We start from the raw sequence: 14703 nt of genomic DNA, 5'->3' as shown, positions 1-14703 counted from the left end.
TCTTCTTCGCGGCACCGCGCAGCCCATGGCAGCGGGGCACAAGGGAACCGCCGGGAGATCCTCGTGTCTGCCAGTCCTGCCACGACCTCATCCACCATGGGCCACTCACCCCCCGACACGACACAAGATCACTTATAGCCCTCTCAAACCGCTGTCGGCCACTCATCTGGGCGCCGCGCTGTTTCGGGCGCTGTGAAGTGCGCCGCGCCAGGGCCCGCCAGATAATCCGCCAGCGAGGTCGGCGTCACGTCCGGGTAGTCCGCGTTGCGTACGTCCCGCAGCGAGGCCGTTCCGTCGAACATGGCCACCTGGTACTGCAGGGCCACGTACCCGAGCGGGCTGGACGCCGTGAACTGTCGGCGCACCACTTCCGCACGCAGGTCCTGCAGCGTGCCCTTGCGCACCAGTTCCCACCGCCGTCCGGACGCGGCTTCGACCTCGTTTCGCAGTTCCAGCATGGACAGTTGCCGGCCGACCACGTGCACGTCGCGGCCCGCGGTCCTCGGGTCGAGTGCGATCGCGGCCGTGAACGCGGCGGTGTCCGGGATGGTGGTGATGTCGATCGGGCGCGTGCCCTCACCCCACACCGAGAACGTGCCGGCCGCCGGGTCGAGCACCTCGTGGACCGCGCCAAGGAAGTATTCCGGGAACGCGCCGATCGCCACCGACGTGCGTGCGACCGTCGATGTGGCGAACGAGTCCGCGAACACGCGGCGGAGGTCGGACAAGATGTTGACACCGTAGCCGTAGCCGTAGAGGTTGATCGAGAAGTCCGACGGGATCATCCGGTGCACGCCGGCCCGCTCCGCGGCCCGCAGCAGCTCCCGCTGTCCGTCGATGATCACTTCCGGCCCGCCCTGGACCGCGGACACGACGACCTCCACGCCGTCGACGTGGTGCTGCAGCGCGTCCGCACCGTCTGTCAGGTCGCCGACGCACGGCGTCAGATTCGGGTGCGCCGTCAGCTTGTCCAATGAGGATTTCCGGACCAGCGCACGCACGTCGGCGCCCCGATCCAGCAGGTTCTTCACGATCAGGCTGCCGAGGCTACCGGTCGCGCCCGCCACCAGAACTGTCGTCATTGCCGTTACTCCTTCGTCTGACTTGCTTGCGGATGGCCGATCGCCCGGAGCATCGTCGCGAGACGTGGGCGTGGCCTCGATGGATCAGGCCCCGGCGGGCAAGCGCGTGTGTCGCGGGATGCTGCCGAACCTGCCGGAGTGAAAGTCGCGGTACGCCTGCGCGATCTCGGCCCGGGTGTTCATCACGAACGGGCCGTGGGCGACAACGGACTCCCCGATGGGCCGGCCGGAGAACAACATCACCACAGCCTGTTCGTCGGCGTCGGCGGCGACCAAGGTCAGCGTGGTCGGGTCGCCCTGCCGGGACACGGGATCGGACCAGGCGATCTGCCCGGCACGCACGGTCCGGCCACCGACGATCAGCCGGCCCGCGATCACGTACACGAAAGCGCGTTCGCTCCCGTCGAGCACCTGACGGTACTCGGCCCTCGGATCGAGCGTGATCACCATGCCCAGGATCGGCCAATGGTTGACTGCCGGCCCGCGTACCGCCCCGGTCTCGCCCGAGATCACCTGGACCAGCACACCCGGCTCGGTGTGCACGGCGTGCTTGCCGGCCCGCAGGTCCTGATAGCCGGTAGGCACCGACTTCTGATGCGACGGAAGGTTGAGCCACATCTGGATCACATGGGCGTGCTCCGAACGGGCAGCGACCTCGCGATGGATGACACCCCGCCCCGCGGTCATCCACTGCACGTCTCCCGGCCCGAGTACACCGGCGTTACCCATGCTGTCGCCGTGCTCCAGTGCCCCGTCCAGGATGAGGGTCACGGTCTCCATCCCGCGGTGCGGATGCCACTCGAACCCCGGCTGGTTGACCAGTTCCTCTCCCATGAGCAGGAACGGATCGGTCCAGCCGTCGTTACTGGGTGCGATGATCAGCGCGCTGTGAGCGGACATGGGGGTCGGACCGAGGTCCACCTTGTCGAGCACCCGGTCCACCCGCCGGTCCACCGTCTGTACGGTCATGATGCCCCTCTCGTCGGTCAGAGAAAGCCTCCCGCTCACCGGCCCGCCTTGGCAAAGGCCACCAAAGTTACTTACTCTAGATAAGTGACTATGCCGCCGGGCACTCCTGTCGACGAGGAGAACTGCCACCGCATCTTGCGTGCGATCGAGATCATCGGGGTTCGCTGGACCGGACCGATCCTGCTCGCCGCGGCCAGAGGCGCTCGCCGTTTCAAGGAGTACCGTGCCTTGGTTCCGGGCATCTCGGATCCCCAGCTGACGCTGCGACTCAAGCAGCTCCAGGGCCGCGGGCTCATCCAACGCACGGTCATTCCCAGCACACCGGTCCAGATCACGTACACCCTCACACCCGAAGCCGAAGAGCTGATCTCCCTCCTCCAGCCGCTGGCGCGCTGGAACGAACGCCGTCTCCCGCCACACGACGCCTGACGCCGAGCACTCCCGCCCTGCGCGTGGCCACGGACGCGGATGACCGAGCAGCCGCGGTCGCGGATGGAGATTCCGGAGCAGACGGTGCCTGTCGGTTTCCGAAGTCATCTGCACGGATGTCCGGAGCCCCCGCACACAGCGGCGAGCGTCGCTGCGCCGTCAGTTGGATGACCGATAGCTTCAGGGACGTGGCCGCAGTGCTGTGGGTCGCATTCGGCCTCGTGGTCACGCCAGGTTCTCACGCGGCACGCACGCGACACATCCCTCATTTGTGGGATGGGGCCCGCTCACGTACCTCGGCACCCTTGATCGGGACAACGAACCCGATCGGAAGGTCCGATTACCGTGACTGACACTTCCCCTCATGAGTTGGTACAGCTGGCTCGGCACCTCGACGGTGTGCTGATCCTGCCCGGCGATCAGGGCTGGGACGCCGGGCGGTCCGCGTGGCAACTGGCCGTGGACCAGCGCCCGGCCGCGGTGGTGCTGGCCCGGTCCGCCGCCGACGTGGCCGTCACGCTGGACACGGCCAGGACCTTGGGGCTGCGGGTGGCGCCGCAAGGCAGCGGGCACAATGCCGCACCGCTCGGCCCGCTTGACGACACGATTCTGCTGCGTACGTCCGAGATGGCACAGGTGCGCATCGACGCCGGCCGGCGTCGGGCGCGTGTGGGTGCCGGCGTGGTGTGGGCGGAGGTCACCGAAGCCGCCGCCGAGCACGGGCTGGCCGGCCTGAGCGGCACCGCGGCCGACGTCGGCGTGGTCGGCTACACCCTCGGCGGCGGCCTGTCCTGGTTCGCCCGCTCCCACGGCCTGGCCGCCAACCACGTCACCGCCGCCACGGTGGTGACCGCCGACGGCCGCGTCCTGCACGTGGACGCCGAACACGAGCCGGAGCTGTTCTGGGCCATCCGCGGGGGTGGCGGCAGCTTCGGGGTGGTCACCGAGCTCGAGTTCGGCCTGTTCCCCATCTCCCAGGTGCACGCGGGCGCGATGTACTGGCCGCTGGAGCGGGCCGAGGCCGTGCTGACCCGCTGGCGCGACTGGACCAGGACCGTCCCGGACTCGGTCACCTCGCTCGGCCGGTTGCTCCGCTTCCCGCCGGTGGAGGAGATCCCGCAGCCGTTCCGCGGTCGTTCCCTGGTCGCGGTGGAAGCGGTCGCGCAACTCGACCCGCGGCAGGCCGACGACCTGCTAGCCCCGCTACGGGAACTCGCCCCCGAGCTGGACACCTTCGCCCCCACCCCCGTCACCGGCCTGCACCTGCTCCATCTCGACCCGCCCGGTCCCACCCCGGCGACCGGGGACGGGTTCCAGGTCACCGGGTTGCCCGATGAGGCCCTGGCCGCGCTGCTGGCGGTGGCCGGTCCCGGTCGCGACGTCCCGCTGCTGACCCTTGAGGCGCGGCATCTCGGCGGCGCTCTCGCCCCGGGCGCGAGCGAGGGTGGCGCGGTGCCCTCGCTGGACTCCGCCTTCGCCGTGTTCTCCGCCGGGATCACGCCTGACGCCGGCGCCGCCGGTGTTGTGCACGCCACCCTCGACGCCCTTGCCACGGCCATGACGCCTTGGCGGGCGCCCAGCTCGTACCGGAACTTCACCGAACGGCGTGCCGAGGGGCTCGCCTTCGAGCCCGCGCACGTGCTCGGCAGGCTGCAGGAGGTCAAGAAGACCTACGACCCGCTGGACATCATCAGGGCCAATCACCCGATCCGGCCGGTCGGCTCATGACGACGCCGGGGGGCGCGCCTTTCATTCGAAGATGAAGGTGGCCTGGCGTGCGAGTGTGCGTTCGGCCTCGTCGTAGGTCCATCCGCACTCGACGATGAGCGTACGCCAGGCGCTCAGCCCGAAGCAGAACCACAGCCGGTCCGTCACGCCATCGAGGTCGTAACGCGGGTCGAGAAAGCCCTTCCCGAGCATGACCTCCCCAGACGCCCGCAGCCCGGCGCGGTACCCCGAGACCACGTGCTCCCACGTCCGCCGCGCGCCGTCGTCGCTCGCCACGGACGCGTCCAGCAGGTCGAGCGTGGAGCGGGAACGTTCGTTGTCGGTACGGGTGCCGCGGGCCACCAAAGCGATGGACGTTGCGAAGTCGGCCGCGTCCCGCAGGTTTTCCACGGTCTTCTTGCACATCGAGTCGGCCATGTCGATCTCGATGAGCCGGTGCAGGATGTCGGTCTTGGTGCCCACGCTGGCGTACACGGTCTTCAACGCCGTTCCCGCGGTGCGCGCGATGTCGTTCATCGTCACCCGGGCGTAACCACGGGCGATGAACAGGTCGCGAGCGCTCTCCAAGATCTCCTGTTGGGTCCTCAGCGCATCCCTCTCGCGACGTGGCGAATGGTATGACCGGGGCGAACCTTGCATTCCCCGAGGCTACCCCAGGCGGTCATTCAAGATCAGCTTGAGGGTGCGAGGACGAAAGTGATGATCGCGACCAGCGAGTTGTTCACGATGTGGACCATCACGCCGGGCCAGATCGATCCGCTGTGGCGGCGCAGTTCGCCGGCGACCAGGCCGACGACGAGGGCAGTGATGAGGACCGCGTTGATGCCGTGCGCGAAGGCGAAGACGACGGCGCCGCCAGACGGGCGACCAGGAACGCGCCCAGCCCGGCTCCGAGGCCGCCGAGCACCCAGCGCCAGGAGACCCGGCTGACTCCGAGGACTTTCTGGTTCCGGAAGGCAGGCCGCCCAACGTGAAACTCCAGACTTTCGAATCGCGCGAGAACGGTCAGCCGCGTGCCCGGCCGAGGTAGGAGGCGCTCCCCCTTGTCGTGGCGGGCCGCCGGTCGTGGGCGGCCGTCGATCGACAGACACCATACGGGTGCGGTCTCGTACGGGCGTATCCCAGAAATAGGGGATTGTCGGATTCTGGCCGATAGGCTGCCCGCCCATGACGAGGCTCTCTGTCACACAGCGCGAAGCCGTTCGCGACATCACGGCGATCTGCCGGCTCGACCTGGACTCGCGAACCCTGCGCGGCAGGATCGCCGAGCGGCTGCGGCGCGCCGTTCCCACGGACGCGTACTGCTTCAGCACGATCGATCCGTGGACGCTGCTGCGCATCGACGTGGTGTCCGACGCGATACCCGCCAGCGGTGTCGCCCCAGCCGTGTTCAACGAGTACCTGGTCGAGGACTTCGGCAAGTTCGCCGACCTGGCCAGGTCCCGTCGTACGGTGGCGATCCTCAGTCAGAGCACCGGCGGGGACCTGGCCGCCAGCCACCGGTACCGCTCGGTGCTGTCCCTCATTGAGGCGCGGCACGAGATGCGGGCCGCCTTCGTGGCCGACGGCAGGTGCTGGGGCACGGTGTCCATGTTCCGCGGCGGCGGACGGGCCGACTTCACCGACGGTGAAGCCGACCTGCTCCAGGCCATCTCCGCCCCCGTCGCAGTGGCGCTCAGGACCGCCGCGTGCCGCAGGGACGCGGCGGCGGGGGTGAGCGGCGATCCCGGCGGTCCCGGGGTCCTGATTCTGGACGGAGGCGGGGGCACGCTGGCCGCCAACGAGATCGCCCGCCGCAATCTGGAGGAACTGTCGCCGCTCCGGATCGCCGTGCACGAGGTGGCGGCGGCGGCCCGCGCCGGCCACGGCTCCCGCGCCCACGCCAGGGTCCGTACGCGGACCGGCCGCTGGTTGTCGCTCTGGGGCTCCCCGCTCGACGGGGGCGACGCGGCGGAGGTCTCGGTCGTCATCCAGGCGGCCCCGGCCTCGGAGATCTCCCAACTGCTGATGCTCGCCTACGCCCTCACCCCCCGCGAGCGGGAAGTGTTGCAGCGGGTCATCGCCGGTACGACGTACGCCGGAATCGCCACCGATCTGAGCATCTCCACCGGCACGGTGCAGGACCACCTCAAGTCCATCTTCGCCAAGGTCGGCGTGCGCAGCCGAGGCCAGCTCGTGTCCCATATTCTCGATGAGCACTACCTGCCGAGCATCGTCCCGTGACGTCTGTTCAGGCGGGCTAAGAAGGTCTTACGGAGATGGATATGAATGCAATAGGTGTGCACTCAATTGCCCTCCGTTCGGTGCCCTGAGCCCTTCCGCTCGCCGGACGAAGGGCTCTGTGCCGGAAGTGATTCGAGTTCTTGAGCCCCCAGGAATCCGCTTCTGCTTCAACACCTCACCGGAAACGACGATCCACGTCAGTCGCCGCAGGGCCCGACCGTCCAGGCCGGGGCGGGATTTTTCATGATCCCGCCCCTCCAAGACGTGTCAGTACTACAGTCACCCCGAGTCGGGCAGCCCCGGTGGCCCGGAGCACACCGTGATGAATCGGGAGTCGACTGTGACCGTGTTCGGGATTCTCGGTTCCGTTCAGGCTCTTGCCGGAGGCAAGCCTGTGCGGCTCTCGGAGAAGCAGCGGTCCGTGCTGGGCGTGTTACTGCTCTATCCCAACACGCCGGTCTCCCTGGAGCGCCTGATCGACTGCCTGTGGGAGGTGCCGCCCGCGTCGGCGGTGTCGAACATCCACAGCTACGTCACCCGCCTGCGGCGAACGGTCGTCCCCCACCTCGTCACCCAGGACCACCGCTATCTCCTGAACCTGGAGCGGACCCAGCTCGACCTGCTCGTCTTCGAGGACACCCTGAGCAGGGCCCGCGGCCACGCGGACGCCGGCGACCTGGCCGCGGCGAGCGACGCGTACCGGGCCGCCCTGTCGTTGTGGCGCGGCCGGCCGGCCGAGGACGCGCTGCTCACCTCGTCCGTGGAGCCTCGCGTCGCGTTGCTGGAGGAGCTGGCGCTCTCGGCCCGCTCTGACTGGACCGACGTCCGCCTGCGGCTGGGCCGGCACGAGGAGCTGATCGGCGAACTGCGAGCGCTCGCCGAGGCCCACCCGCTCAACGAAGGCGTCTGGCGGCAGCTCATCCTGGCACTGCACCGGTCCGGCAGGCGGGCGGAGGCTCTGGAGATGTTCAGCCAGGTCCGAACGCTGCTGGCGAGCGAGCTGGGTGTCGAACCGGGCGCCGAGCTGCAGCGCCTGCGCGCCGCGATCCTGGGCAACGACGCGGTGCCCACCCCTCCCGAGCGCGAGACCGTACGCCGCCTCGTTCCCCGGCAGCTCCCGCCGGCGGTGGGCCGGCTGATCGGCAGGCGCACGGAGCTCAAACACCTGGACGAACTGTCGGTCGCGCGGACCATCCTGGTGGTCGGGGGAGCTGGAGTGGGCAAGACCACGCTCGCCGTCCACTGGGCGCACCGCGTGGCGGAACGGTTCCCCGACGGGCAGCTCTTCCTCGACCTGCGCGGGTTCGACCAGGCGCAGCCGATGAGCACGGCCGAGGCGTTGCCGCGCCTGATCCAGGGGCTCGGCTGGCCGGCGGAGGATATCCCCGTCGAACTGGAGGTCCAGCTCGGCCTCTACCGGTCGATCCTGGCCGGACAGCGCGTTCTCGTGGTGCTGGACAATGCCGCCGAGCCGGATCAGATCCGTTCGCTCATCCCCCCGGAAACCGGTTCCCGGATTCTGGTCACCAGCCGGGACCGGCTGAGCGGTCTGGTGGCGCTGGAGTCCGCCGGGCGGATCACGCTGGACGTGCTCGACCCCGACGCGGCCGTCGATCTGCTCGCCGACACCGTGGGACCCGACCGGATCCGCGGCGAACCGCACGCCGCCGCCCGCCTGGCCGACCTCTGCGCGCGCCTGCCGCTGGCCCTGCGGGTGGCGGGCGCCAGGGTGGCAGGCGGCCCGTACAAGACGCTTGCCCATTACGTGGCCGAGCTCGGCGAGCACGACCTGCTCTCCCACCTGGAGGTCGAAGGCGATCGGCGTACGGCGGTGCGTGGCGCGGTCGGCCGATCGTATGAGGCGCTGACCCCGGCGGGACGGCGGCTGTTCCGGCTGATCGGGCTGGTGCCGAACACCGGCATCACCGTCGCGGGCGCGGCGGCGCTGGCGGACTACTCTCCGGCCGGCACGGCCGAGCTGCTGGAGGGCTTGGCGCGGGTCCACCTGATGAACGCGGAACAGGACCGCTACACCTGCCACGACCTGCTGGTCGCGTACGCCGCCGAACGGACCGAGGCGGAGGACCCGCCCGCCGAGCGCGAAACCGCAATAAACCGGTACCTGGACTTCTACCTGCGGACGATCGTCTCCGCGGGCGAGCACGTCGATGTGCGCGTGGTCGGACCGGCGCCGGACGGGCCGGTGCCGGTCGGGCCGGCGGAGGGCGGGCTGGCGCCGGTCGGGCCGGCGGAGGGCGGGCCGGTGCCGGTCGGGCCGGCCGCGGAGGCGACGCCCCTCTCCTTCGGCACCGCGGCCGACGCGTCGAACTGGCTCGACCAGGAGTGGGACACCATCGCCGCGATGATCGCACGCGCGGCGGAGCGCGGCCCCCACGCCATGGCCTGGCGGCTGGCCGACGCTCTGAGAGACGTCATGTCCTGGAAACGACCCATCGCCGAGTGCCTGCGCATCGCCGAACTCGGGCTCGAAGCCGCTCGCGCCGAGCAGGACGTCATGGGGCAAGGCGCGATGCTGATGTCCGTCGGATACGTACGGTGGCGGATCGCCGACCTGGACGCCGCCATCGACGCCTACCGCCAAGCGCTGCCCTTCCTGCGCCGCGCGGGCTGGCGCGCGGGAGAGTCGGCCGCCCTGCGGGCCAGTGGCGCGGCCCTCGCCCAGGCCGGGACGCCCGAGCAGGCCGTCAACCGGTTCCGGCGGGCCTTGGCCATCGACCGTGAGCTTGGCAACCGCGCGGGCGAGACGTCCAGCCTCGGCAACCTGGCGGCGCTGTATCTCGACCTCGGCCGCCTGCGAGACGCGGAAGAGCGCCACCGGCAGGCGCTGGACGCGGCCATCGAGATCGGCAAGCGCCAGCTTGAGGCCGTCGTCCGCACCAACCTCGGAGTGGTTCAGCGGGAGCTGGGCCGGCTCGGGGACGCTCTCGACACGCTCAACGGATCATGGTCGGTCGGGCGCGAGATCGGTTCCCCGTACGTGGAGGCGATGGCGCTGGAATCCCTCGGCGGCGTGCACCGCGACGCCGGTCGCCACGAGTCCGCGCTCCGGACCCTGTCGGAGGCGATCTCCGTGGCCAGGAGCGTCGATAACCACGACATCGAGGTGCGCGCGCTGATCGGGCTGGCCCTGGCGAAGATCAGGAGCGGGAACGCCGGAGACGCCGACGACCATCTGGCCGCCGCCGCGGCCGTCACCGAGCACACCGGCCACCGGCCGAACCAGGTGGAGCTGTTGCTGGCGCGCTCGGAGCTGGCCCGCTCCCGGGGGCTGCACGCGGAGGCGCTGGCCCACGCCGACGGCGCCCGGCGCCTGGCCGGCGACGGATTTCCCCTGGCGCTGGGCAAGGCGCACAGCGCCATCGCGGCCGCTTACCTTGGCCTGGGCGAGCCGGTCACCTGCCAGGAGCACTGTACGGAGGCGCTGCGGATCTTCCGCCGGACGGGGCAGCGGCTCGCCCAGGCAAGGGCTCTGATCACTCTGGGGTACGCGCTCCGGGATACGGGGAGCGAGGACGCTGCCCGATCGGCCTGGCGACGCGCCCACGCCATTGCCACGAAAGCCGACGTACCCGAACAGAGTGAGACATTCGCATTGCTGTATCCGTCCTAGCCGCTAGAGCTGCCTGATGAACGGGACGCCTTGGTAACCGGCCCGGCGGGCGGCGCGCAGCGCCGTCCCAGGCGTCGGCCCCTGGGCGATGACCGCGTCGTCGTCGACGGCCACCCAGGTGTCGGCCGGCCGGTCGGTCGCGGTACGGGCGGTGCGGAGGGCGGCCGACAGCCGATCCACCCGGCCGGACGTGTCGACCACCGGTGCCGGGCCGCCGAGCCATCGGCTCGTACGGCGTTCCGCCCCGTGGATCCCGCGCCAGACCAGATACTGAACCAGGATCGCCGGCCCCAGCACGGTGAGGAACGCCATGCCCGAGCGGAGCACCCCGGTGGCGAATCCGACCTGCACCAGGATGATCAGGCCGATGCCGCAGGCCGCCCCGACCCATCCCGCGGTCCTGCCGTACGCCTTGGTCGCGACCATCGGCCACAACGCGAGCATCAGGCAGTCGCCGAGGCCCGCCGCGACCGGTACGGCCCCGGTCGTCACGGCCAGCAGCGGCGCGAACGGATAACCCTCCACCTGGGCCAGGAATCGATCGGTCATGTCGCCGAGACCGGTCGCGAACAGGTCGTAGACCGCCAGCGTGGCGGCGAACGCGGCGACGTGGCCGGCGGTCATCCCGGTCTGCGTCCACAGAGTCGTCACACCGATCACGACGATCATGATGAGGGCCGAATTGAGCACCAGCACCAAGGTGCCGTACCCGGCGATGGCGGCTCCGGCCGTGGCGGCGACGAGCAGGACGGCGGCGGCCGTGGCGGGCCGTCCGCCCACCAACGGCCCGAGGGCCAGTTGCAGGCTGACGAAGATCATGACGCCGAACACCGCGGAGACGGCCGGAGCCGGCATGGCGAGGTAGGTGATGGGCATCACGACCACCAGGCAGCTCATGATGAGCACGTCGGAGGCGGTGGAACGCCCCACCGGCGGCCGTGGCAGCCGGAACCGGTGCGCGTAGCCGAGGCCGAGCACCACGGTCAGAGCGATGAGAAGGTCGAGTAGCGCGAAGTTCTGCAGGGTGAACATGGGGTCTCCGGGCCGCCGAGGGGGGTGATCGCCGCTACGAACGCGACGTCTCGAAGCTGTGCTCGTACAGGTCCGCGCGTACGCGGCACGGCTCGGGAAGGTCTCGGGCCTCATCGACGAGCACGATGTCGGCGACCTGGAGCGAACGAGCCGTCGCCAGGTCCTCGATCCGGCCGAGAACGCCCTCTGGTGCGACGACGTGAAGATCGGGCTTGAGCGGATCGCCGCTCAGCGCGTACCGGGTCGGCAAGGGGACCTCCCGCACCCCCTGCAGCACCTCCAGGATGTCGCGGGCGGTCGGCCCGCCGGTGAAGTGCTTGGCCCGCCCGACGATCGGCGAGGTGGCCGGCAACTGGGCCAGCTCGCAGCCGTAGGGTTCGTCCGGGAGCCGGCGGACGAGATCGCCCGTCCGGTATCGGACGAGCAGCGTCGTGTCGCGGTAGGGAGCGTACGGCGTCGCCACCAGCTCGCCGATCTCACCCACCGCCGCCGGGGTGTCGGCGGCGCGGTCGAGCACCTCGAAGTGGGCCTGCTCGGAGGCCAGATGTAGGTGCTGCCGGGCGCATACGAGTCCGGTGGTCGGCACCAGCTCCGTCATTCCGTACACATCGGACACCGGCACGTCGAACACCTCGCGCACCCGTTCGCGGAGCGCGTCGGTCAGGATCTCCGCTCCGGTCAGGATCTGGCGCAGCCCGAAGTCCCCGGCCTGCCAGCCGTCCTGCTCGGCCCGCTGCACGAGCGCCCCCAGGTAGGAGGGAACGGTGTACAGGTCGGTGATGTGCGGCGCCTTCCCCGGCAGGTGCAGCGGCGTGGCCAGCCGGTCCAGCGCGATGCCCGGGTCGACCAGCCCCTGCGCGACGAAACCGGCGCCGACGAGGCCCAGCGCCCGCTGCACCGAGATCAGGCCCACCGTCGCCCGCGAGCTGACACACGACATGCTGACGTGGTGTTCGCGCACGCCGCCGACCATCAGGTACGAGATCGCCGACAGCACCGCCGAGAGCTCCAGCTCGTAGCGCGAGAACCAGACGACGGTCGGCGTCCCGGTGGTGCCGGTGGTCTGTGCCATCAGGACCGGTTCGCTCCGGTCGGAGATGAACGCCGGCCCGGCGCCGCGCAGGGCCGACTTGGGCGTGGAGGCGACCTGGTGCAGTTGATCGAGACCGATCCGGGCCGGATCGACGCCGTGCTCCTCGAACCAGAGCCGGTAGTAGGCGGTGTGCTCGGCGGCCTGGCGGATCGCCTGGCGCAGCCGCCGGTCCGCCATCGCCCGGCGGATCTCCGGGTCGTCGACACCGCTGCCGGGTAGCATCTCGTCGGCGCCGTCACCTGGCTCGCCCAGCTCGTCGAGCGTCTGGCGGAGGTCGGTCACCATTTTGCGCAGAGCGTCCACGTCGAATCGGCCGCCGCGGAGCACGGTGGCGACATAGCGGAGCTGTCGAGCGGCTGTGGCAAGCATGGGGCCTCAATTCATCTGACGGCACAGAAACGGCCGGTCGGCCGGTCCGGAGACCGGCCGACCGTGTTCCATCAACTGCAGGGCAGTTGGAACAGTGCGGTCGTCAGGGTGCTGAGTGCGTACCTGGCATAGCGCAGGCTCATTCTGACCACAGGTTCCTCCGTTCGACTGGAGGCGATCGCCTCCCGGCCAATGATCGCGGCGGACTCCACAACGGCTCCACACGCTCACCACATGCGAGGACGAGACTGTCCCGGACGCCCGGCCGGCCGTTCCGTTCGGTGATCTCCAGCTGGGTGGCCACGAGAGCGTACGCATTGACCGCCATGCTCGCCGCATGTGATGATCTCGGCTGGTAAGGCGGTGATGAGCGGGACTCATGTCCAATTCGGGCGCGTGTGCCGGTTGTTCTCGGAGCCGTCGGGCTTGCGATCGAGAGCGAGGAGATGGCGATGAAGAAGAAAAAGCTCGAGGTCAAGATCAGGAAGCTTGAGAAGATCGAAACCACCATCAACCGCGGCGGAGCCAGCGGCTGATTCACGGACACGCGGAACCGGCCGGTAACGTCGAAAAGTCGTTCGATTAATTCCAGTTTTACGCTCGATTTCTTTTTCTGTTAATCCTTGTTGGTATAAGTCAAAGGCATGTTGCAATCCCTCATCTTTAAAAGAATATTTCTTTTTTCGTCCTTTAAATCGTCCGCGTTGTTTGGCAATGGCAATCCCTTGGGCTTGCCGTTCTTTAATCCGTTTTCGTTCACTTTCTGCTTGGTATTTGTACAATTCAATCATTAAGTTATTGATTAAACGCCTTAAATTATCGTCTTCAATCCCTGTCATGGATGGCAAGTTTAAGACTTCCAGCGTTGCGCCTTTTTGTTGAATTTGGTTCATCAGTTCGGTTAATTCTTTGTTATTTCGTCCTAAGCGGTCTAATTCTGTCACCACGACAATATCACCCTCATGTAAATAAGTCAGCATGGCTTGTAATTGAGGACGTTCAGTAGATTGTCCGCTTGCCTTATCTGAAAACACCTTAGAAACGTCCTGTAAGGCTTCTAACTGGCGGTCTAGGTTCTGTTCTTTGCTTGAAACACGAGCATAACCTATTTTTGCCATTTTCTACTCCCCCTCTTTATCATTATTGGCTTCTGCCAAATCGTCCAACGTTTTAAGTAAATCAGATAGTTTATCATGTTTCACTTTATAAATCACTTGCTGTCTTTTATCCTTACCAATGGTGATGTAATCGCCATAAATCATGTATCTTCTGACAAATTTTGTTCCACGGTTCAAATCCAGTGTATACGTACTAGCACCGACTAAACCGCCAGTATCTTTGACCTCATTTTTTTTGGATAAATCCAACTCATCAAGATAATCGACAATTGATGAAACCATTTCTTTTTCCTTGATATTCATATCCGTTTCTTGAAATTGATAGTTACTCCCATTGGTAATGGTAAAATGAATACGGTCAATATTCTCTTTCGATAATTTTTGGGAGTTCGTACCACATGCTACAAGTCCAAAAATAGCTAGAAGAACAATACTACTCAATGCGATTATTTTTTTCATTATAGTTTCTCTCTTTCTTTTATGATTGTTTATAGCCCTTTTGCGAGTAATTGGAAAAATTGTGCTAAAAAGTCCACAAACTCTTTTTCGCTCATGATAATTAAAGGCTGTCCGGATTCAATTGCTTGTTCTGCTTCTGTCAGTTTTTGAGAAGGGGAATAGCCTTTGATTAAATCAATGGGGAAATAGCCTGTCACCAGCCGTGTGGTTTTTTTCGTGACACTACTTTGATTATGACCTTCTAGCCCTGAAATAATAGCTTGCGCCTGTTTTCTCGTCATTGTGGTGAGTGTTCCAGTGAACACGAAATATTCATTTTCTAACAATTTTCCACCTCTTTTTTTGAACAAGTCTATTGAACACCTACAATACCTATTATACCACTAACCAAAAACAGTTCAATAAAGTATACTTTATTGAACTTAGTTAACTCATTATTTATAAAATTAAGCAATATCTTGTTTTCTATTCTTAGATATAATAAGCGAAATAGATATAAAGATAATAGCGTAAATTATCATTATTAAAATAGATTTTGAAGGTATCTCATTATTACTTATATATCCAACA

12 protein-coding genes and 1 pseudogene are annotated in these 14703 nt (G+C 66.2%); 4 read left to right on the top strand and 9 right to left on the bottom strand.

Features of this window, described 5'->3' with window-relative positions; all coding sequences use genetic code 11:
* Positions 1–143: 143 nt before the first annotated feature.
* A complete protein-coding gene (locus AB0I81_RS17250; protein ID WP_360657244.1) occupies positions 144–1082 on the bottom strand; it encodes an NmrA family NAD(P)-binding protein in 939 nt (312 codons plus the stop codon).
* An 84-nt stretch (positions 1083–1166) separates the two neighbouring features.
* On the bottom strand, positions 1167–2051 hold the full coding sequence (locus AB0I81_RS17245) for a pirin family protein (protein ID WP_360657241.1): 885 nt from the start codon (positions 2049–2051) through the stop codon (positions 1167–1169).
* Between the two features lie 90 nt (positions 2052–2141).
* On the opposite strand from AB0I81_RS17245, the gene AB0I81_RS17240 reads away from it, so the two are divergent.
* Together AB0I81_RS17240 and AB0I81_RS17235 are read left to right on the top strand one after the other, a co-directional pair.
* Positions 2142–2480: a helix-turn-helix domain-containing protein gene (locus tag AB0I81_RS17240; RefSeq protein ID WP_360657238.1), complete on the top strand. Its 339-nt coding sequence runs from the start codon at positions 2142–2144 to the stop codon at positions 2478–2480.
* Positions 2481–2849: 369 nt separating this feature from the next.
* Positions 2850–4208 carry an FAD-binding protein gene (locus AB0I81_RS17235; RefSeq protein ID WP_360657235.1) on the top strand — a complete coding sequence of 453 codons (1359 nt, stop codon included), beginning with the start codon at positions 2850–2852 and terminating at the stop codon, positions 4206–4208.
* Positions 4209–4229: 21 nt separating this feature from the next.
* On the opposite strand, the gene AB0I81_RS17230 is transcribed toward AB0I81_RS17235, so the two are convergent.
* Complete coding sequence (locus tag AB0I81_RS17230) at positions 4230–4775, bottom strand: helix-turn-helix domain-containing protein (protein ID WP_360657232.1); 546 nt, start codon at positions 4773–4775, stop codon at positions 4230–4232.
* Positions 4776–4879: 104 nt separating this feature from the next.
* Positions 4880–5302: a CPBP family intramembrane glutamic endopeptidase gene (locus AB0I81_RS17225; protein WP_360658595.1), complete on the bottom strand. Its 423-nt coding sequence runs from the start codon at positions 5300–5302 to the stop codon at positions 4880–4882.
* Positions 5303–5375: 73 nt separating this feature from the next.
* Here AB0I81_RS17225 and AB0I81_RS17220 point away from each other — a divergent pair, with 73 nt between their 5' ends.
* Together AB0I81_RS17220 and AB0I81_RS17215 are read left to right on the top strand one after the other, a co-directional pair.
* Entirely contained in the window at positions 5376–6431 is a 1056-nt protein-coding gene (locus AB0I81_RS17220; RefSeq protein ID WP_360657230.1) for a LuxR C-terminal-related transcriptional regulator, read from the top strand.
* Between the two features lie 322 nt (positions 6432–6753).
* On the top strand, positions 6754–10062 hold the full coding sequence (locus tag AB0I81_RS17215) for a BTAD domain-containing putative transcriptional regulator (RefSeq protein WP_360658593.1): 3309 nt from the start codon (positions 6754–6756) through the stop codon (positions 10060–10062).
* A gap of 3 nt (positions 10063–10065) precedes the next feature.
* Here AB0I81_RS17215 and AB0I81_RS17210 read toward each other — a convergent pair whose 3' ends face one another.
* From AB0I81_RS17210 to AB0I81_RS17190, 5 genes and pseudogenes are all read right to left on the bottom strand, one after another.
* Positions 10066–11094: a hypothetical protein gene (locus AB0I81_RS17210; protein ID WP_360657227.1), complete on the bottom strand. Its 1029-nt coding sequence runs from the start codon at positions 11092–11094 to the stop codon at positions 10066–10068.
* Positions 11095–11128: 34 nt separating this feature from the next.
* Positions 11129–12556 (bottom strand): AMP-binding protein, encoded by a 1428-nt coding sequence (locus AB0I81_RS17205; RefSeq protein WP_360657225.1) that lies wholly within the window; start codon positions 12554–12556, stop codon positions 11129–11131.
* Between the two features lie 557 nt (positions 12557–13113).
* Positions 13114–13674 (bottom strand): annotated as a pseudogene (locus AB0I81_RS17200) (recombinase family protein); the annotation flags it as partial.
* 3 nt (positions 13675–13677) lie between these two features.
* Positions 13678–14133, bottom strand: a complete 456-nt coding sequence (locus tag AB0I81_RS17195) for a hypothetical protein (protein ID WP_351502956.1) — start codon at positions 14131–14133, stop codon at positions 13678–13680.
* A 29-nt stretch (positions 14134–14162) separates the two neighbouring features.
* Entirely contained in the window at positions 14163–14459 is a 297-nt protein-coding gene (locus AB0I81_RS17190) for a BRCT domain-containing protein (protein WP_014011546.1), read from the bottom strand.
* Between the last annotated feature and the right edge of the window lie 244 nt (positions 14460–14703).

This window comes from Nonomuraea sp. NPDC050404 (assembly GCF_040655495.1).
Taxonomy (GTDB): Bacteria; Actinomycetota; Actinomycetes; order Streptosporangiales; family Streptosporangiaceae; genus Nonomuraea.
Note: the sequence above shows the minus strand (reverse complement) of the source record. Positions and strands in the feature narration are given on the sequence as shown.